Here is a 19,394-nt window from a genome sequence, read left to right as displayed (position 1 = left end):
AGGCGCATTTGAAAAACCTCCGGCTATGCCGGAGGATATTTATTGCGTAACCAGACGGCGTAATCGCGACACATCTACCGTTTTTTCTGCCTCTGCCAGACTCCAGGCGTTTTGTAGATTCAGCCACATTTGCGGCGAACTGCCGATCACCACAGAAAGTTTAATCGCCATTTCTGGCGTCAACGCGGCTTTTCCGGTCAGCAATCGGCTTGCCGTTGAGGGCGCAATTTCCATTGCTCTGGCAAACTCGCGCAGGCTGACGTTCAGCTCGTCCAGTGATTCCTGAATAATGTCCCCCGGGCGGGGATGATTGGCCATTTTCATCAGTGATAGTCCTCGTAATCCAGTATGTATGCATCGCCATTGACGAATTCAAATGTGATTCGCCAGTTGCCCGAGACAGATATCGCCCAAATTCCATCACGATCGCCGCTTAACGGGTGTAGTCGGTAGCCGGGCATATCGATATCAGCAAGACAGCTTGCTGCATCAATCACAGCGAGTCGGTGGCGTAATCGTTTGATTTGCGTCGGTATAACGCCGGAGGTTTTGCCGAGAAGAAACAAGTCACGCAATCCCTTGTGTCTGAAATTCATTATCATCTCTTCATCCTTGTTCCCTCGAAAGGAACACTATCACTATTGTTCCGTGCAGCGCAACAAATTTCGCTACGTTTTCGCGAATTGTGAGGGGAAAGATGGGGGAGGAAAAGAAGAAGAGTGAAATTGCGGAAAGCGTCTCGCAAAACAGGCTGCGACCCGAACATGGCAGTCGCAGCAAAGGCTTCTTAGCGGCGGAAATCAATCACCATACGGCCACGGATTTTGCCTTCTTCCATCTCAGTAAAGATGGTGTTGATGTCCGCTAACGGACGCAGGGCAACTTTTGGCACCACTTTACCTTCGGCGGCAAACTGGAAGGCTTCGGTGAGATCCTGGCGCGTGCCGACTAGCGAACCGACCACTTCAATACCATCCAGCACCAGCCGTGGGATGTCCAGGCTCATAGACTCCGGCGGCAGACCGACAGCCACAACACGACCGCCTGCACGAACGGCATCGACCGCTGAGTTAAACGCAGCTTTAGCTACCGCGGTCACCACCGCTGCGTGAGCGCCACCGGTTTTCTCCTGCACAATTTTGGCGGCGTCTTCGGTGCGTGAGTTAATCGCTAAATCTGCACCCATTTCGGTTGCCAGTTTCAACTGCTCATCATTGACATCAATGGCGATCACTTTTGCATTAAAGACATTTTTCGCGTATTGCAGGGCGAGGTTGCCCAGACCGCCAAGACCGTAGATAGCAATCCACTGTCCTGGACGAATTTTTGACAGTTTTACTGCTTTGTAGGTGGTGACACCCGCGCAGGTAATGCTGCTGGCCGCCGCGGAGTCCAGGCCATCGGGCACTTTAACCGCGTAATCGGCGACCACGATGCACTCTTCCGCCATGCCGCCATCAACGCTGTATCCGGCATTTTTAACTGAACGGCAGAGCGTTTCGTTACCACTGTTACAGTATTCGCAATGACCGCAACCTTCGTAAAACCACGCCACGCTGGCGCGATCGCCTGGTTTTAATGAGGTAACGCCGGGGCCAACTTCTGCCACCACACCAATACCTTCGTGTCCCAGAATTACGCCGGTTTTGTCACCAAAATCGCCATTCTTCACATGAAGATCGGTATGACACACACCACAACACTCCATTTTCAGCAGGGCTTCGCCATGTTTCAGTGAGCGCAGTGTTTTATCTGTAACGTCAACATGATGATCCTTCGTAACAACTGCAGCCTTCATAGTTCCTCCTTTTCGGATGATGTTCTGCATAGCAGGTGAGGCAAATGAGATTTATTCGCCACTACCCAGTATGGATGAGATCTGAAAAAGGAAGAGGAAAATTGCCCGGTAGCAGTCACTACCGGGCGCAGGCTTAGATGGATGTACGGCGGTAGTCGCGGTATTCGGCTTGCCAGAAGTTATCATCAATGGCCTGTTGCAGAGCTTCGGCGGAGGTTTTCACCGCCACGCCTTGCTGCTGCGCCATTTTGCCAACCGCAAACGCAATTGCGCGGGAGACTTTCTGAATATCTTTCAGTTCCGGCAGTACCAGACCTTCGCCGTTCAGGACCAGCGGCGAATATTGAGCAAGCGTTTCACTTGCCGACATCAGCATCTCATCGGTGATACGTGACGCGCCGGAAGCAATAACACCCAGCCCGATGCCAGGGAAAATGAAGGCGTTGTTACACTGGGCGATGGGGTAGATTTTATCTTTCCATACCACCGGATTAAACGGACTGCCGGTGGCGACCAGCGCGTTACCTTCGGTCCATGCGATAATGTCCTGCGGTGTGGCTTCCACACGTGAAGTCGGGTTAGACAGCGGCATCACGATCGGACGCGGGCAGTGTTTGTGCATCTCACGGATGATCTCTTCCGTAAACAGCCCGGTCTGTCCTGAGACGCCAATCAGAATATCCGGTTTGACATTGCGCACCACATCAAGCAGTGACAGCACATCGCTGTCAGTATCCCAGTCACTGAGATTTTCGCGCTTCTGCACCAGTTTAGTCTGGAAAGGCAGCAGATTCGGCATCTTGTCGGTGAGCAGACCAAAGCGATCGACCATAAAGACTTTCTGCCGCGCCGTTTCCTCGCTTAATCCTTCACGCTGAGTCTGGGCAATGATCATTTCGGCAATGCCGCATCCCGCTGAACCTGCGCCGAGGAAGACAATCTTTTTCTCGCTTAACTGACCACCTGCCGCGCGACTTGCTGCGATCAGCGTGCCTACCGTTACCGCCGCGGTGCCCTGAATGTCATCGTTAAAAGAACAAATTTCATTGCGATAGCGGTTAAGTAACGGCATCGCATTTTTTTGTGCGAAGTCTTCAAACTGCAACAGCACGTCCGGCCAGCGTTGTTTCACAGCCTGGATAAATTCATCAACGAATTCATAGTATTCGTCGTCAGTAATACGTGGATTACGCCAGCCCATATACAGCGGATCGTTAAGCAGCTGTTGGTTATTCGTCCCGACATCCAGCACCACCGGAAGGGTATACGCCGGGCTGATGCCGCCACAAGCGGTATAGAGCGACAGTTTACCGATCGGAATGCCCATCCCGCCGATGCCCTGGTCACCAAGCCCCAGAATACGTTCGCCGTCAGTCACCACAATCACTTTAATATTATGGTTCGGCACGTTTTGCAGAATATCGTCCATATTGTGGCGGTTCTGGTAAGAGATAAACACGCCGCGTGAACGGCGGTAGATCTCAGAAAAACGCTCACAGGCTGCGCCGACGGTTGGGGTATAAATAACAGGCATCATCTCATCAAGATGATTGTTTACCAGACGGTAGAAGAGGGTTTCGTTGGTGTCCTGGATGTTACGCAGGTAGATGTGTTTGTCGATTTCGGTTTTGAATCCCTGATACTGGATCCATGCGCGTTCCGCTTGTTCTTCGATGGTTTCGACCACTTCCGGCAGTAACCCCAGCAGGTTGAAGTTACGGCGTTCTTCCATGCTGAAGGCACTGCCTTTATTCAACAACGGAAATTCCAACAGTACAGGGCCAGCGTAAGGAATATAAAGCGAACGCTGTTTTTTTGTTTTTGGTTCCATGTCACTCACTCTTTTTTGAATATCCATCCCTGGGGTGCTTTTATCGTCTTTGCTTTACCGCCAGGGCGTCGGCTCCAAGTATAAAGCAGTTAAAAACAAAAACACCATTGCGCAGGCAATGGTGTTTAATCGTCATTGAGGACTGATGGTTATGAATTACTTTTCAGCGGGGCGTTTTCTGCCGGTTGGGTTATTTACCACGCTGGATTTGTCACCTTCGGTAACTATTTTGCGCTGGTTAGAAATTTTATGGTCCAGTCCAAGAATATGACGTGCCTGACGGTTCGATTTCATTTTAACTCCTCAATCCTGTTGCTAGTTTTAAGGACAACATCGCCGTAGCGAAGAAACACGTGCTAAACCCCTAAATTAGGTTGCCGATCAAGCATAGCACCTTAAAGCGTAGGGTGCTGGCCACTGACCACATAATTGATCGTTTGCTGGTAGATATCATTGAGGATGTCGTTATCAGAAGCTTCCACCCATTTGGTCAGCTCCATGAGAATGTCATCTTCAGTGACAACACCGTGTTCTGCCCGAAGGCCTTGCTCAATGGCATTAACCAGAGCGGGTTCTGCTGTTGAATTTTCTGCCTGATAATAAGTAAACATAGTGATTCTCCGTGTCTGTGTATTTATGGTGTCTGCTACGGATCGCAGATTTATAAAGCACATTCAGCATGGCAAATATTTGCCGCTTCGTTGTTAAGATTAGTCCTGGTTGATGATTTTTATATTTTAACTCCATGATATTGATGGGATTATTATTGGGTGAGTTGATTGATATTGATGCAATATCTCTTGAGTTATATATTCCCGGTTATCTATTGTGGGAATTTTATTTAAGTACATAGATAATATTTTCGCCGGATTCTATTCGGAATATCCCGCTTATCCTCATGCTGTTTCTCACGTAGTCTATAATTTCCTTTTTAAGCCCACAGGAGAGCAACAATGACAATCCATAAGAAAGGTCAGGCACACTGGGAAGGCGATATCAAACGCGGGAAGGGAACAGTATCCACCGAGAGCGGCGTGCTGAACCAACAGCCGTATGGATTTAACACGCGTTTTGAAGGCGAAAAAGGAACCAACCCTGAAGAACTGATTGGCGCAGCGCATGCCGCATGTTTCTCAATGGCGCTTTCATTAATGCTGGGGGAAGCGGGATTCACGCCAACATCGATTGATACCACCGCCGATGTGTCGCTGGATAAAGTGGATGCCGGGTTTGCGATTACTAAAATCGCCCTGAAGAGCGAAGTTGCCGTGCCGGGTATTGATGCCTCTACCTTTGACGGCATTATCCAGAAAGCAAAAGCAGGATGCCCGGTTTCTCAGGTACTGAAAGCTGAAATTACGCTTGATTACCAGTTGAAATCATAAAGCGTTGCCGGATGACGCGTCAGGCGCGTGATTGCCTGATGCGTTGTTAGCGTCTCTACAGCGCCCGCCAGCACCTGATCTCACGTCCGTCCTCCCGCGTCGTGAATGATTGCCGAACTTCACATCCGCTGGTTGCCAGGGGGCAACGTTCGCGGAAAAAACAGCCCGGCGGCAACGTGCGGTTTCCTGGTAGTTCCGTTTTACGCAATGCCCATTCTTCCTCCAGCGGTTTATCAATGGCGGGGAGGGAATCCAGCAATAATCGGGTGTATGGATGTGCCGGAGCTGTCAGCACCTGTTGCGCGTCTCCTAGTTCCACAATCTGTCCGAGATACATCACCGCCACCCGATCGCTCATATGACGTATCACCGAGACATTGTGTGAAATCAGCACATAAGTCAGCCCGCGATTTTCCTGTAGCGTTACCAGTAAATTGAGGATCTGCGCCTGGACGGAGATATCCAGCGCCGAGGTGGGCTCATCAAGCACAATCACGTCAGGCTGCGAAGAGAGTGCTCTGGCAATGGCGATACGTTGCCGCTGCCCGCCTGAGAACGCATGAGGCAAGCGGTCGAGATACTCCGGACGAATACCCACCTGCACAGCCAGCTCCTCTGCCAACGCTCGCCGCTGTTGTTCACTACTACGCTTAGCAATCCAGAGCGGTTCCGTGATGATGCGCCACACCGGTAAGCGCGGATTAAGCGAAGAGAGCGGGTCCTGAAACACCATCTGCATAATGCGTTGTGATCCTGAACGGATGTACTGCCCGTGGCTCGGTTGCAGCATACCCATTAAAAGCTGTGCGAGGGTGCTTTTGCCGCAGCCTGACTCACCGACGATCCCTAAGGTTTCACCACGACGGATCTGTAAATCAATACCATTGATGGCATGAACATGTTCCGTAGTTTTACCAAGCCAGTTTTTTCGGGCCGGGAAATTGATATGGACGTCGCGTAACGTTAATAACGTGTCAGACACTAATGACCTCCTGCTGAGGATACCAACAGGCGCAGCGGTGGTTGTTGTCACCACACGCTGTCAGCGCCGGGACGTTTTCACACTGTGTACCTGCCGCATAGCAACGATCGCGAAAAGCGCAGCCGTCAGGCAAATGGGTGAGGTTTGGTACCGTCCCTGGAATGGCGGGTAATGGCTGGCGTGGTATTCCATGTTCCGGTGCGCATTGCAGCAAACCAATGGTATACGGATGCCGGGGATGATGGATAACGTCTGCCGTCATACCGCTCTCGATCACGCTTCCGGCATACATCACGTAAACGCTATCGCACAGTTGCGACACCACGGCCATATCATGGCTGATGAACAGTACCGCAGTTCCACTGGCGCGGGCTTTATGTTTAAGCAGACGCAGTACCTGCAACTGTACCGTGACGTCCAGCGCCGTAGTCGGTTCGTCGGCAATAATCAATTGCGGCTCGCAGGAGAATGCCAGCGCAATCATTACCCGCTGGCGCATACCACCTGAAAGCTCAAACGGATAGCGCGATATAACTTCCACGGCATCCGGGATTTGCATCTCTTCCAGCAGGGCAATCGCTTTAGCTCTGGCTTCCCGACGACTTATTGGTTGATGATGCCGGATCACGTCCATCATCTGAAGACCTATTCGACGTGTCGGATTTAGGGCGGTCATCGGTTCCTGAAAGATCATCGCCACTCGTGCGCCGCGCCATTGACGAAGCTGTTTTTCCCGAGCGTTAAGAGCATCTTCTCCCAGCAATGAAATATGTCCCCGATGTACGCAATAACTGCCCGTCGGTAACAGACGCATAATCAACATTGCAGTGACTGATTTACCCGAGCCGGATTCTCCCACCAGACCGACAATTTCACCGCGGTTAATTTTCAATGACACATTGTTGAGCGCGTGAACGTCGCCGTTAAAACCGGAGAAACTCAAATGCAGCTGTTGAATGTCCAGAACGGGTTGGGTCATGACTGCTTTCCTCCTGCTTTCGGGTCAAGCAGATCGCGAATACCATCACCAAAGAGATTGAACCCGACAGCGGTAAGCAAAATCGCTGCCCCCGGAAATGCGCAATACCACCATTGATCGAGCACATAGTTGCGACCATTCGCCACCATCGCCCCCCATTCAGCACTCGGTTGTTGAGCACCCAGGCCAATAAATCCCAACGTGGCGGCCATTAAAATCGCGCTACCAATATCCAGCGATGCCTGCACAATCAGCGGCGGCAGGGAGTTACGTAAAATATGCCAGTTGATCAGATGCCAGCGTGACGCACCAAAGGTTTTCGCCGCCTGAACGTAAGTGTACTGGCGGACAACTAATGTTTGCCCCCGCGCCAGGCGCACATAAAACGGGATTCGCACGATAGCAATCGCCAGCATGGCGTTAAACAAACTCGGTCCAAGTGCGGCAGCCAGCGCCATTGTCAGCACCAGCGAAGGAATCGACAGCATAATGTCCATGATGCGCATGATGATCGCGTCTGCGCGTCCGCCAAGCACACCGGATAGACACCCGAGTAGCGAACCCATCATACCCGCAATGGCGACCACCACTAATCCGGCGAGAATTGATTGCTGACTGCCGACCAGTACGCGGCTAAACAGATCGCGTCCCACTTCATCGGTGCCAAACCAGTGCGCCGCAGAAGGCGGCAAAAGGCGGGCAGTTAAATCAATGGCGTTGGGATCATGCGTCACCAGCCACGGTGAAAAAATCATCATCAATAGCATTAATACAATGATGACTGCGCCGGTCACGGTGAGCGGACTGCCTTTCAGCATCCATACCAGTTTTGCACCGTTAAATCGCGTTTGTTTTGGTGGGCGTACGACGGACGTTTCCTCGCTTAGCATCATTCATCACCTCCACGTCCGATACGCGGATCAATCCACAAATAGAGCAAATCCACCACCAGGTTGACCAGCACATAAGCAAATGAAACCACGACGGCAAAGCCCATCACTGCCGGGAAGTCGAGCGCTTGTATTGATGTTACTACCCATGCACCCATTCCGGGCCAGGCAAAAACGGTTTCGGTGAGCACTGCGCCATACAACAAATCGCCCAGCGCCAGCCCCAATACGGTAATCGAGGGGATCAACGCATTGGGTAGCGCATAACATAAAACGATATACCAGCCGGGCAAGCCGCTGGCCCGGGCGGTACGAATGTAGTCTTCACTCAATTGTTCCAGCATAGCTGAGCGGATCTGGCGAGCGACAATCCCCAGGTGAACGAACGCCAGCGTTAATGCCGGTAAGATGAGATGTTGCAGCGCATTGAAGAAGACTTCACCGTTGCCTTCAAGCAGCGCATCGAGCAGATAAAAGCCGGTAACGTGCGTTGGTGGATCCAGCCAGTCATCAAGCCTTCCGCCGCCGGGAAGAATTTGCAGATGACCATAAAACAGCACAATGACGCCCAGCCCAAGCCAGAACGCAGGTGTGGAGATTCCGGTAATGGCCATTATTCGCACCAGATGATCCAGCCAGCGATTTCGCCAGACTGCAGAGAGTATGCCCAGCGGGATACCAACCAGGAGTGCCAGCAGCAGGGCGCAAAATGCCAGTTCCAGCGTCGCCGGGAAAAATATGCGCAACTCTTCCAGCACCGGACGCCCGGTACGAATGGATGTTCCCAGGTCACCCTGAAACAGGTCGCTGACGTAGCGGTAAAACTGTACGTACAGTGGCTGGTCCAGTCCCAGTTGCTGGCGAATATTATCCACGATAGCATCGCTGGCGCGGTCACCCGCCAGTAACCGCGCCGGGTCGCCGGGGATCAGGTGCGAGATAATAAACGTAATCACACAGACGCCCGCCACCACGAGCACCAGCCCCCAGCAGCGTTGGCGTAAAATACTCCAGAAGGTCACGTTATTTACTCATGGTATTGATATTGAAGACCTGTTCCAGCATGGGATTGAACACAAAGCCTTTCACCTCTTTGTTCATCGCCAGTTGGTAGTTTTTCTGGAACAGATACACATAAGCAGCGTCATCAATGACGATTTTCTGTGCCTGCTGGTAGTCCCGGGTACGCTGCGTCTGGTCGGTGGTCGCTAGCGCATTGCGCAGTAGCTTATCGACCTCACTGTTTTCATAGAACGAGCGGTTACCCGGCAGACCTTTTTTGTCTGACTCAAACCAGTAATTCATAAACATATACGGGTCGGCAAAATCCGGACTCCAGTTGCCAATCGCGATGTCGTAATCACCTTTACCCACTCTGTCGCGCATGGTGGCGTTCGCCAGCTTTTCCAGCTTCACATTGATGCCCAGCTTGTTGAGGCTGGATTGTGTTGCCAGAGCAATAGGTTCCCAGTTCGGGTCGTTATCGGAGTAGAGAAACGTCAGGCTGGTGGGTTTGCTCGTCACTTTATCCCATTCGGCTTTGGCTTTCGTTTCGTCATGGTTGTATTGCATTGCCGTCGCATCGTATCCCCACATGCCTTCCGGAATCGGGCCGCGCATTTGTTTTCCGTTACCACTCAGAATGCCGTTAACCATACCCTGATAATCGGTAGACCAGGAAATGGCCCGACGCAGATCCGCCTGATTAAGTGGCGCTTTGCTGTTATTGAGATACAGATAGGTGACGCGCAGTGACGGATACTCTGCCACGTTGACTTTGTTTTCCTGCTTCAGGGCGTTGAGTTGATCCACCGGCAGCGCATCGGCAATGTCAATGTCGCCACGGGAGAGCTGCAGGCGACGGGAGGCACTTTCACCGATAATTTTTACCGATACCCGTTTGAAGTTCGGTTTATTGCCGGGGTAATGCGGATTTGGCACCAGAACTAATTGCTGACCTTTTTGCCAGCTTTTCAGCATAAACGGTCCGGAGCCAGCGGTATTTTGCGCGAGGAAACCACGGGCATCATCGGCCGCATGTTCTTTTAAGACCGCCGGATTGATAATGGATGCACCGTCGTTCGCCAGCGTGTAGAGGAACGGTGCGAATGGCTGGCTAAGGGTAAACCTCACCGTATGTTCGTCGGGAGCATCAATCTTTAAATCTTTGGGAAATGCTTCTGCTGGCCCCTGACCGATTTTTAGTAACCGCTCAAAAGAGAGTTTTACTGCTTCGGCAGTGACGGGTGTGCCATCGGCAAATTTAGCATTGTCCTTCAGGGTGAACGTCCACTCTTTTTGATCGTCAGACGCTTTCCAGCTACTCGCCAGATCGCCTTCAACGTCTGTTGAGCCTTTATCACCGTCCGTTTTGTACTGAACCAGTCGCTGATAAGACGGGTAGGTCACTGTCCAGTCGTTATTATCAATTGTTACCGCCGGGTCGAGGGTTTGTGGGTCGGCAGCTTTACCGATCACCAGCATATCTTTCGGTACGGCGGCGTGCGCAACCGGCATTGTTGTGGCAAGGACGATCGCGAGCAATGTAGGACGAAACGAAATCGATCTCTTCATGACAGTTTCCTGATTAACTGGCGTGCTGTGTGCCAGGGGATATAAAACAGGTGAATTGATCAGCGAGTAGTGGGTAACTCGCTGCCTGGGGTAATTCGAAGTGCCACCATTCGCTCGGGATACCGACAAAGCCACCGCCAGTCATAATCGCATTCAGCAACAGGCGATTGCGCTGAGCGGCGGGCGGGACGGAAGGATGGTAAGCATGGGAACGTTCGTGCATTTCATCGAACTCTGCGCCCATATCGAGGATGTTCCCGTGCTCATCACGAAGCGTCAGGTCGATCGCCGTGCCACGGCTGTGATTAGAACCGACCGTCACATCAACAACATATTGCGGGTCTGGGCAGGTTTGCCACAACATCGCCTGTGCTTGTTGTGGGCGATACGCATCGTAAATCACCAGTTGTAAGCCTGACAGCTGGGCGATACTGATACTTTTCGCCAGCGCGGTAATCGCATCCTTGTGTAACAGACAACGCGCTTGCTGATAAATAGCTTTACCTGTGATGTTATCAGCGCAGGCGTATTTCAATTCGATCTCCAGATCAGGGAAGATCACGGCTAAATCAACCAGTTCGGTGGTATCCGACATAAACGGTTCCTGTATAAGACAAAAATTGCTGCGCTTTCCGCTTATGCAGATCTCATGCCATGCCGGGATAAGCGCCAGAATGCTGGCTTAAAGTTATATTTTTTAACTTTTGATCAACATTTGTGCAGCGTAGTGCAGTTTTGGTGCAAGAGGGGAAGTTAAGGAAGGAATCTCCCGGAATCGTAGCTGAAATCACAGTATTTAAGTGACAGTGTCACGTTAAATGAAAACCCGCGAGTGCGGGCGAGAGGGATTTGTCAGATTTTCAGCGGTAACACGCTACTCATCCAGCCTGGAATTTCTTCGGCGGGCAGGGGCCGGGAAAAGAAATATCCCTGAATAACGCGACAGTGGATCTTGCGTAGCATCTCAAATTGCTCTTTGGTTTCGACGCCTTCCGCTACGACGGTTAAATTGAGGCTTTGCCCAATGCTGGTAATAGCTTCAAGTAAGGCAAGGATGCGTTTTTCCGTCAGACAACGATCAACAAAACTTTTGTCAATTTTGATTTCCGTTACCGGAAGACTGACTAAGCGGGATAACCCGGAAAAACCCGTGCCAAAATCATCTACCGATAAACCCACGCCCATATCGCGCAGGATCTGGATGCGCTTAAAAATTTCCGTATCGTGTTCCATCATCATGCTTTCGGTGATTTCCACCGTTAGCTGGTGGCCGTCAATGCCCCAGACTTGCATTGCATCAGACACCTGATTAGGCAGCTGATTACTGCGGAAGTGCAGCGCAGACAAGTTAACGGATAACGCTGGAATATGAATATTCTGGCTACGCCATTCTGCTAACTGACGGCAAGCTTCCGCGATGACCCAGCGCCCAATATTTTCGATTTCGCCAATCTCTTCTGCGAGAGGAATAAACCGTGAAGGGGGCACATGACCATGCAGAGGATCGTGCCAGCGAGCAAGGGCTTCGATACCATACAGTTCACCCGTTTCTGCGAAGATTTGCGGTTGGTAAACCAGTTTCAGTTGGTTATTGCTAATCGCTTCTTTCAGCGCTGCGCCTAATATCAATCGTTCTTTCACCATTTCGTTCATCACCGGGCTGAAGAACTGCCAGCCGTTACCGCCATTCTTGCGAATATAATCCATCGCGTTATGGGCAGTGGAGAGCAGGTAATCGCGGTTTTTACCCACGTCGTAGCTGATGCCAATGCTCAAGGTGAGCGGGAATGGTTTATCGTCAATCATTATCGGCTTGCTGACCACATTCCGTAGCTCATCGGCGATTTGGGTAATGTTACTGACGTCGTTTTCCAGGCTCACTAGGACAAACTGCGTACCTTCGATACGACAGAGATACTGATCCGGTTTGAGTTTTTCACGAAAGCGATTGACCACTTCCAGCAATGCCTGATCGGCCCACGCATAGCCAAGGCTATCAATCACATCCTGAATATGGTCAACACCGATGAGATAGACCACCGGAGAGACGGCTTTGTCGACCAGGTCATCGAGGTAATTGTGCAGGTTATTGCGATTTGGCAGACCGGTCATCGGATCAAATTGGATGAGTTGTTCAATATGCTGACGGCTTTTTTCCTGTTCCAGCGCCAGCGCGGCCATATGCTGGCTGATATCTGCCACGCGTTCGATAAAGGCGCTGGTTTCTGCTCCTGACGAGGTTTTAATTTGCAGGATCCCCGCCGGTGCGCCATCACGCTGACGAATGGTCGCTGACCAGCTTTGCGCATTTTGAACTTCTGTACCGTGCGAAGATGACGCCCAGTGTATCGGCATCCCGTTGCGCAGCGCGAACAGCGAAACATGCGATTCGTTGAGAACAGATTCGATGTTACGACAAATGATTTCCCCCATTTCATGAAATGGCGGGCTGCTGCACATGGCGGCGAGAATATTGCCTTCAAGCTGGCGGATTTGCCGTTCTTCGGTGATATCCGAGAAAGTCATTACCAGGTTCTGCAGATGCGCGAGCACATCATAGACCGGGCTGATAGAGGCTTTAATCCAGATTTTTTCACCGGTGCGCGTCAACAGCAGAAATTCATCCTGATCGCGGGCGGTTTTCCATAGCAACTGTTGTAAACGAATGCGGTTATCGGCAGGGAATTCAGGAATGTTCAGGAGTGTATCGGGCTGCATACCGCTGGCTTCGCTAATGCAGTAACCAAACATTTCGGTAAATGCGCGATTGCACTGCACAATATGGCGTTCCGGATCGAGGACAATCACCGGTCGGTCGAGATGGTCAACGGCAATAATCAATTGTCGGGTCTGTTCTTTTTGCGCCATTTCTACGCTGGCATCCCGTACCAGCGCCAGGTAATAAATTTTACCCTCGGCGCTCACTTTCGATAGCGCAAAACGGGTCCAGATTTTACTGCCGTCTTTTTTCTCCAGCTGCAGCTCCCGACTCATCCCCTCGACGCGCGCTTTACCGCCTTCACGGTTGTGACGGATATATTCAGGATGCGCAGGACGCAAATCCCGCGGAATCAGCATATCAATGTTATTGCCAATGACTTCTTCACGTTTGTATCCCCAGAGCTTCTCTGCGGCGGGGTTGAAAAACATCACTTCATCATTTTCGTTAATTAACACCGCGCCCATCATATTTTGCTCAAGGGCGGGGAAAAAAATGCCATCGGCGGCATTATCCGCATCGGTTAGCTTCATGATTACCTCTGCATCCTGGCGCATCTAAAGACTGGCTTTCCAGAGTTCAACACGGTTTCTACCTCGTCTTTTGGCGATATACAGAGCTTCATCGGCTATTTGAATGAGGCGCTCATAGTCAGGATGACCATTAAACATGGCGGCACCGATGGAAAGTGAGAGGGCAATATCTTCGCCGTTTGCGGCTTTCAGTTTGGTTTTCTCCACCCGACTGCGAATACGTTCTGCGGTACGTAACGTTTCGTTTTCCGAAGCTTCAGTTAAAACAATGATAAATTCATCTCCCCCGTAACGAAAAACATAATCACTACTGCGGACGTTGTCGTAAAAGGCCTGAGAAACTTTACGCAAAATTTCATCACCGGTGTTATGGCCCCACGTATCGTTGATCTCTTTGAATTTATCAACGTCAATAATCAGCACTGACAGGGGGGTTCCGGTCCGGTTGGCATGGGCAATTTCGCGTTTAAAGATGGTCGGCAGGAAGCGGCGGTTAAGTAATTTTGTCAGTACATCCATACCCACTTCGTGGCGAGATACTTCTTCAAATAATTCACGCAGCAAGGTAATAATTTGCGATACGGTATTTCTTATCTGTAATAAAAATCTCACCCGCAGAGTTTTGTTGCTCAAATTTTTTGCATTACGCATGGTTTGATTAAAAATACCGTCGAAATCCTGAATCAGGCGGGAGATATGACCCACTTCGGCAATGCCGCTAAAATAATGTCGACCTTTATGGTTAAACCACAGGCCAAAATCAGCCTGGCTTAAAGGCAAACTACTGCCTAAATCAGAATCCAGCAGAACTTTATAGATAATGTCAATTTCCCATGAAAGGATTGAGGCTATTTGGCGTTCTTTTTCTTCTTCGGCGTTTTCCAGTAACGAGAAGATACGATAGTTTTCATCTTCTTTTGAGGCACTACTGTCACTAAAGGTAAACGCGCGGGTCATGACTTCCATCGCGATATCAATACTGTTAATCGAGAAATGGTAGACCTGAAGTTTTTCTGCGGCAGAATAATCCGAAGAGAAAATCACCGGATAGAGGATTTTTTTCAGCACCCGAAACCCCATCTCGACAATTTCTACTGGAATGCCGATGCGGGCATGCACTTCTGCGACGGTATGCTGGATTTGTATTAGCCTTTCAACATCGTCAACCTGGGCAGAAAGCACATTAATAATCCAGCGTTCCATCGCACTTTTCAGCTGCCGCTCAACTTGTTCATTACTCAAGAATTCTTCGGCATGCGGGTCAATACGGACAATCCGATAAAACTCAATGCTCAGGTAATGGGCATGCGCAACGGCAATTTCCGCGGCTTTGGCACGAATGAGCGGATCTGCCTGTTCGACAAGTCCGGTCCACTCATCTTTCATTCTTTTAAAATACATCTCCATAATTCACACCCTTATAAGGCTGAGAAAGCAGACGGAATCAAAAACGAAACGCAACGTGCGAGATCGACTAACTGCACATATTCTCCTGAAATATGAAGATATACTGAAAACAAATAAGCGACTTAGGACAGTTTCAATCTACGCTACTGTTCTTCAGAAGAGTATAGCCCATCGTAATTATTTTTCGGAAACAGCGAATACCGTAGGGTTTTCATATTCATACATTTTTATTAGGGGTTTTATGGCTATTAAACTAAGAGTGGTTAATTGCGTGGTTAATTTGGCTTAAATAAGCATGATTATTAGTGGGATATTTCAAGAGGATAACAAGCCGGTGAGTAAAGCACCGGCCATGTTACAAGTTTAACTGCCCCAACGACTTTGCAAATAGCTGACCGCTTGTTGAGTCTGAGGTTTGTTCAGATAGTCCTCACGGAACAAGATTGTGCCGCTGATTTCTGGTACAGCATCGTTAAGATCGAGCTGCTTTTTCAGTTCCGGTACGCCACCGTTAATCATCCAGTCTGGTTCTATCTTTGAAGGTTCACCCACTTTATAGAAGGCGATACCGATATACAGGCGGGTCCTGGTCGGTTTAACGACATCCGCCCACCATTTTGCCAAAACGTCATAACGTGCGGCACTCCGTGAGAACGGCCAGTAAATTTGGGGAGCAATGTAATCCAGCAATCCTTGTTCCACCCATCGACGGGTGTCAGCATAGGATTCGTCATAGGCTGCCGCGCCTCGGGTATCGGAACCGAGCGGATCGTGTGATCGGTTACGCCACACGCCTGCCGGGCTAACGCCAAATTCGACTTCCGGCTTAATGCTTTTAATGGTGTGCGATACCTTAGCAATTAACTGCTGAGTATTGTTGCGCCGCCAGTCTGCTTTTGACGCAAATGCGCCTCCGTATTTGCGGTACGTTTCGTTATCATTTAGCCGTGAAGCTGGTGACTCAGTATAGAAATAGTCGTCAAACTGCACGCCATCTACCGGATAGCGGGAAACCACTTCCGCGACTATTGATGTGATCCAGTCCTGAACCTCAGGAATACCAGGGTCGAGGACAAAGCGATCGCCGGACGTTCTGATCCAGTCGCGGTGTTCCACATAGACGCTGGCTGGTTGTTGAGACAGGGTGCTATTCAGTTCCCTGATAGTACCAGGCTTTGTATTAACCGATACGCGGTAAGGGTTAAACCAGGCGTGTACTTTCATCCCACGCTTGTGGGCTTTGTCGAGCATAAATTGCAGCGGATCGTAACCTGGATTTTCACCAATCTTTCCGGTCATAAGATCGGACCACGGCAAAATTTTCGATGGCCACAGGGCGGTACCGTCCGGCTTGACCTGGAAAAAGACCGTGTTTATGCCGAGACGTTGCAGATGATCCAGTTTGTCGATCATCGCCTGTTGTTGTACACGTGCCCGGCTGGTGGGGTTACTAATGTTAACCGAGGAAACCGGTGGCCAGTCGAGGCGAGACACTGTGGCCAGCCAGATGCCACGCATCGGTTGTGACGATTGTTGCGTCGTAGCTGGTGGCTTCGAACCTGTTGGTGGTGTCACCATTGACTCTGGGGGCGTGCTTTTGCAACTACACAGTAAAAGTGCCAGTGCAACCAGTACCGCTGGTCTTCTAATCGCTAATTTCTCGTTTCGGGAGCAGATATCCATATATGCTGGTTTCCGGTAAACAGATGTGCGCTCATTCTCGTACTTATCCCGGTTAAGTCAATACGACAGCGAGCACGAAAAAGGGAGCGATGAATTATCGCTCCCTTGTCTTATAACCATTCAGACATGGTTAGTGTTTCTTGTCATTCATCACAATATAGTGTGGTGAACGTGCACGCGGGTGCAGGAAGAAGTGACCTTTCGGAGCGTTCTGGCTGTTGATTGGTTCCAGAGATACGCCGGTATTCGCTTTGCCTTTACGATCATGAACAGCATAGAGAATAAAGGGCAGGGCAAGTACCACCAGGAAACTAACGACCAGTAATTCAACATACATATCGGTAGAGTCACCCTGGATGTTATCCGGCGGCAGGAAGGAAACAATAAACGCCATAATTGAAGTCAGCAGACCGACAATTGCCACGACCAGTTTCACCCCTTTACCACCAGGGATATTAAATGTGCGTTTTAAGTCAGGATGTTTAAGAACCAACACAATGTAGCCAATAAACAGCATGAAATAAGCACACAGATAAATCACCACCGTCAGCGCCAGGGCGATCAGGAAGGACATATTGTTACCGCCACCAGTATTGGTGAGGATGATCAACGCGATAGTAGTAATCACCAGCTGCGAAATAACCAGCGTTACCGGTACGCCATTTTTGTTCATTTTAGCGAACGCCGCTGGCAGCAGGTTTTTCTGCGCGGTGACATACATCCCGCGAGAAGGGCCAACAATCCAGGAAGCGATCTCCGCCAGAACACCCAGCAACAGCAAAGCGGAAATTACGCGAACCGTCCACTCAATTTCCGGTGCCACATGTGACATCAGAACGGTAAAGGTTTGCATTACACCTGCGGAGAGGTTGATTTCATTACCCGGAATGACCATCGCAATAGACAAACCGCCAACAGAGCTTAAGCAGATTGCCGCCACCATCAGCAGTAACATAGCCAACGGATAGTCGCGCCCGGGATTGCGCATTTCATTGACGTGGGTTGCGGAAGCTTCAACGCCCATATAACTCAAAATGAAGGCAACAAATACAACCAGGGTGCCCACTTTAGAGAAGTCAGGGAAGAAGGTTTTCGCATCCATTTCGATAGCAACGGGAGCACCGGAGTGCAGATAAATAGCTGCTAATGCGATCAAAATAAATGCAGGTAACAGGATACCGGCGAAGAAGCCAACTTTAGCAATTCGCGCCGTGTATTTCGTGCCACCAAACTGCGTTAATGCCAGCGCCCAAAGAATGATGAGTGCTGCAATAGTTTTGGTAATGGGGTCTTCATTCAACGCTGGCCATTTCAAAATGTAGGAGAGTGCCCCTAACACGAAATAGAGCATTGGAATAAAACCGATGGCGATTTGCAGATAGCCAAATGAGATCGCTGCAAACCCCCATCTCGGCCCCAGAGTATTTGATACCCAGGCGAAGACACCACCTTCTTCCCAGCCGTCGACGGTGGCCATTTCCGCAGCACAAAGCCCCACGGGAATAAACCATAAAATCCCGCCTAAAAGCAGGAAGAAGACTAATGAAAAGCCCGATGTTGCGAAGGTAGGGTATTCATAAACAGCCATTACCATCGACGCCGTTATGGCAAAGAATCCGAGTAATGTGAGCTGTTTAGCTTTACCTGTCTGTACTGATGTAGCCATATTATCCCCCTAAAACGGTATTCCTGTCGGAACCGCACCTGTTTTGTTCTGAAGCACATTCAGAACAATATTTTCCGTTGCTAATGCCAGTGAACAGACTTTGGAAATTGTCCCGAAACGGGTTCGTTTCGGGACACCGTTACCGTTAAACGTTATCAGGTGTGTTTAAAGCTGTTCTGCTGGGCTATACCCTGCAGTTTCGGGTGATCGCTGAGGTATTTCAGGGAGGCTTTGTAGTCTTCCAGTAACAGTTCAGCAAAGTCCATTTCGAAGCCACGACGACACATAATGCGCATCACCACGATGTCGGTCGCTTCACCGCCGAGGGTGAAGGCCGGAACCTGCCAGCCGCGCAGGCGCAGGCGTTCAGAGAGGTCATACAGGGTGTATCCTGGATCTTCACCATCTTTCAGTTTGAAGCAAACCGCCGGGATGCCTTCATCCGGGCGACCGGTACAGATGAACTCATACGGCCCCAGTTTGGCGATTTCATCTGCCAGATAGGCCGCGACCTGGTAGGAAGCGTTCTGTACTTTGGTATAGCCTTCACGACCGAGGCGCAGGAATTCATAGTATTGTGCAATCACCTGACCCGCCGGACGGGAGAAGTTGATGGCGAAAGTACCAATCTGACCGCCGAGGTAGTCAACGTTGAACACCAGTTCCTGCGGCAGCGCTTCTTCATCACGCCAGATAACCCAGCCGCAGCCCAGCGGAGCTAGACCGAATTTATGGCCTGAAGCACTGATTGATTTCACACGTGGCAGGCGGAAGTCCCAGACGATATCCGGGGCGACGAACGGTGCCAGGAAGCCACCGCTGGCGGCGTCGATGTGCATGTCGATGTCGATACCGGTGTCGGCCTGGAATTTATCCAGCGCATCGTGCAGCGGTTGCGGGAACTCATAGTTACCGGTGTAGGTCACGCCGAAAGTCGGCACCACGCC

At 50.4% G+C, this 19,394-nt stretch carries 18 protein-coding genes; 1 reads left to right on the top strand and 17 read right to left on the bottom strand.

The window, feature by feature from the left end; all coding sequences use genetic code 11:
* Positions 1 to 39: 39 nt before the first annotated feature.
* The 6 genes from AACU19_RS15795 to bdm form a co-directional block, all read right to left on the bottom strand.
* Positions 40 to 324, bottom strand: a complete 285-nt coding sequence (locus tag AACU19_RS15795) for a HigA family addiction module antitoxin (protein ID WP_000781370.1) — start codon at positions 322 to 324, stop codon at positions 40 to 42.
* The gene (locus tag AACU19_RS15790) at positions 324 to 602 is read right to left on the bottom strand and encodes a type II toxin-antitoxin system RelE/ParE family toxin (RefSeq protein WP_000605673.1); all 279 of its coding nucleotides are present in this window, start codon (positions 600 to 602) and stop codon (positions 324 to 326) included. The genes AACU19_RS15795 and AACU19_RS15790 overlap by 1 nt, the downstream gene beginning before the upstream one ends.
* 185 nt (positions 603 to 787) lie before the next feature.
* Positions 788 to 1,798, bottom strand: coding sequence for an alcohol dehydrogenase AdhP (gene adhP / locus AACU19_RS15785; RefSeq protein ID WP_000642407.1), 1,011 nt, complete (start codon positions 1,796 to 1,798; stop codon positions 788 to 790).
* Positions 1,799 to 1,931: 133 nt separating this feature from the next.
* Complete coding sequence (maeA, locus tag AACU19_RS15780) at positions 1,932 to 3,629, bottom strand: malate dehydrogenase (protein ID WP_000433471.1); 1,698 nt, start codon at positions 3,627 to 3,629, stop codon at positions 1,932 to 1,934.
* Between the two features lie 156 nt (positions 3,630 to 3,785).
* The gene (gene sra / locus AACU19_RS15775) at positions 3,786 to 3,923 is read right to left on the bottom strand and encodes a stationary-phase-induced ribosome-associated protein (RefSeq protein WP_000841554.1); all 138 of its coding nucleotides are present in this window, start codon (positions 3,921 to 3,923) and stop codon (positions 3,786 to 3,788) included.
* Positions 3,924 to 4,024: 101 nt separating this feature from the next.
* Positions 4,025 to 4,240, bottom strand: coding sequence for a biofilm-dependent modulation protein (bdm, locus tag AACU19_RS15770; RefSeq protein WP_105279170.1), 216 nt, complete (start codon positions 4,238 to 4,240; stop codon positions 4,025 to 4,027).
* A 342-nt stretch (positions 4,241 to 4,582) separates the two neighbouring features.
* Between bdm and osmC the strand changes: the two genes are divergently transcribed.
* A complete protein-coding gene (gene osmC / locus AACU19_RS15765; protein WP_000152305.1) occupies positions 4,583 to 5,014 on the top strand; it encodes a peroxiredoxin OsmC in 432 nt (143 codons plus the stop codon).
* A 55-nt stretch (positions 5,015 to 5,069) separates the two neighbouring features.
* On the opposite strand, the gene AACU19_RS15760 is transcribed toward osmC, so the two are convergent.
* The 11 genes from AACU19_RS15760 to AACU19_RS15710 form a co-directional block, all read right to left on the bottom strand.
* Positions 5,070 to 5,996, bottom strand: a complete 927-nt coding sequence (locus tag AACU19_RS15760; RefSeq protein WP_105279169.1) for an oligopeptide/dipeptide ABC transporter ATP-binding protein — start codon at positions 5,994 to 5,996, stop codon at positions 5,070 to 5,072.
* Positions 5,989 to 6,975, bottom strand: coding sequence for an ABC transporter ATP-binding protein (locus AACU19_RS15755; RefSeq protein ID WP_105279168.1), 987 nt, complete (start codon positions 6,973 to 6,975; stop codon positions 5,989 to 5,991). The genes AACU19_RS15760 and AACU19_RS15755 overlap by 8 nt, the downstream gene beginning before the upstream one ends.
* The gene (ddpC, locus tag AACU19_RS15750; RefSeq protein ID WP_105279167.1) at positions 6,972 to 7,868 is read right to left on the bottom strand and encodes a D,D-dipeptide ABC transporter permease; all 897 of its coding nucleotides are present in this window, start codon (positions 7,866 to 7,868) and stop codon (positions 6,972 to 6,974) included. The genes AACU19_RS15755 and ddpC overlap by 4 nt, the downstream gene beginning before the upstream one ends.
* Positions 7,865 to 8,887 carry an ABC transporter permease gene (locus AACU19_RS15745; RefSeq protein ID WP_000145093.1) on the bottom strand — a complete coding sequence of 341 codons (1,023 nt, stop codon included), beginning with the start codon at positions 8,885 to 8,887 and terminating at the stop codon, positions 7,865 to 7,867. The genes ddpC and AACU19_RS15745 overlap by 4 nt, the downstream gene beginning before the upstream one ends.
* A gap of 1 nt (position 8,888) precedes the next feature.
* Entirely contained in the window at positions 8,889 to 10,439 is a 1,551-nt protein-coding gene (locus tag AACU19_RS15740; protein ID WP_000830536.1) for an ABC transporter substrate-binding protein, read from the bottom strand.
* Positions 10,440 to 10,452: 13 nt separating this feature from the next.
* Positions 10,453 to 11,034: a D-alanyl-D-alanine dipeptidase gene (ddpX, locus tag AACU19_RS15735; protein WP_001285843.1), complete on the bottom strand. Its 582-nt coding sequence runs from the start codon at positions 11,032 to 11,034 to the stop codon at positions 10,453 to 10,455.
* A gap of 257 nt (positions 11,035 to 11,291) precedes the next feature.
* Positions 11,292 to 13,691, bottom strand: coding sequence for an oxygen-sensing cyclic-di-GMP phosphodiesterase DosP (dosP, locus tag AACU19_RS15730; RefSeq protein WP_024211995.1), 2,400 nt, complete (start codon positions 13,689 to 13,691; stop codon positions 11,292 to 11,294).
* A gap of 24 nt (positions 13,692 to 13,715) precedes the next feature.
* Positions 13,716 to 15,098 carry a diguanylate cyclase DosC gene (gene dosC / locus AACU19_RS15725; RefSeq protein WP_000426275.1) on the bottom strand — a complete coding sequence of 461 codons (1,383 nt, stop codon included), beginning with the start codon at positions 15,096 to 15,098 and terminating at the stop codon, positions 13,716 to 13,718.
* 363 nt (positions 15,099 to 15,461) lie between these two features.
* Positions 15,462 to 16,781 (bottom strand): family 10 glycosylhydrolase, encoded by a 1,320-nt coding sequence (locus tag AACU19_RS15720; protein ID WP_105279166.1) that lies wholly within the window; start codon positions 16,779 to 16,781, stop codon positions 15,462 to 15,464.
* 130 nt (positions 16,782 to 16,911) lie between these two features.
* Positions 16,912 to 18,447 carry an acid resistance gamma-aminobutyrate antiporter GadC gene (gene gadC, locus AACU19_RS15715; RefSeq protein ID WP_000246007.1) on the bottom strand — a complete coding sequence of 512 codons (1,536 nt, stop codon included), beginning with the start codon at positions 18,445 to 18,447 and terminating at the stop codon, positions 16,912 to 16,914.
* Between the two features lie 155 nt (positions 18,448 to 18,602).
* Positions 18,603 to 19,394: pyridoxal-dependent decarboxylase (locus AACU19_RS15710; protein ID WP_077818426.1), on the bottom strand; the 792-nt coding region annotated here is incomplete at its 5' end.

This window comes from Escherichia sp. MOD1-EC4550, from assembly GCF_963876935.1.
In the GTDB taxonomy this organism is placed as follows: domain Bacteria; phylum Pseudomonadota; class Gammaproteobacteria; order Enterobacterales; family Enterobacteriaceae; genus Escherichia; species Escherichia coli_F.
Note: the sequence above shows the minus strand (reverse complement) of the source record. Positions and strands in the feature narration are given on the sequence as shown.

Bases quoted from the DNA above. Each gene is read 5' to 3' on its own strand.
- dosC (WP_000426275.1), bottom strand. From the start codon at position 15,098: ATGGAGATGTATTTTAAAAGAATGAAAGATGAGTGGACCGGACTTGTC.
- AACU19_RS15755 (WP_105279168.1), bottom strand. From the start codon at position 6,975: ATGACCCAACCCGTTCTGGACATTCAACAGCTGCATTTGAGTTTCTCC.
- bdm (WP_105279170.1), bottom strand. From the start codon at position 4,240: ATGTTTACTTATTATCAGGCAGAAAATTCAACAGCAGAACCCGCTCTG.
- gadC (WP_000246007.1), bottom strand. From the start codon at position 18,447: ATGGCTACATCAGTACAGACAGGTAAAGCTAAACAGCTCACATTACTC.
- AACU19_RS15795 (WP_000781370.1), bottom strand. From the start codon at position 324: ATGAAAATGGCCAATCATCCCCGCCCGGGGGACATTATTCAGGAATCA.
- osmC (WP_000152305.1), top strand. From the start codon at position 4,583: ATGACAATCCATAAGAAAGGTCAGGCACACTGGGAAGGCGATATCAAA.
- maeA (WP_000433471.1), bottom strand. From the start codon at position 3,629: ATGGAACCAAAAACAAAAAAACAGCGTTCGCTTTATATTCCTTACGCT.
- dosP (WP_024211995.1), bottom strand. From the start codon at position 13,691: ATGAAGCTAACCGATGCGGATAATGCCGCCGATGGCATTTTTTTCCCC.
- AACU19_RS15720 (WP_105279166.1), bottom strand. From the start codon at position 16,781: ATGGATATCTGCTCCCGAAACGAGAAATTAGCGATTAGAAGACCAGCG.
- AACU19_RS15740 (WP_000830536.1), bottom strand. From the start codon at position 10,439: ATGAAGAGATCGATTTCGTTTCGTCCTACATTGCTCGCGATCGTCCTT.
- ddpC (WP_105279167.1), bottom strand. From the start codon at position 7,868: ATGATGCTAAGCGAGGAAACGTCCGTCGTACGCCCACCAAAACAAACG.
- ddpX (WP_001285843.1), bottom strand. From the start codon at position 11,034: ATGTCGGATACCACCGAACTGGTTGATTTAGCCGTGATCTTCCCTGAT.
- sra (WP_000841554.1), bottom strand. From the start codon at position 3,923: ATGAAATCGAACCGTCAGGCACGTCATATTCTTGGACTGGACCATAAA.
- AACU19_RS15790 (WP_000605673.1), bottom strand. From the start codon at position 602: ATGATAATGAATTTCAGACACAAGGGATTGCGTGACTTGTTTCTTCTC.
- adhP (WP_000642407.1), bottom strand. From the start codon at position 1,798: ATGAAGGCTGCAGTTGTTACGAAGGATCATCATGTTGACGTTACAGAT.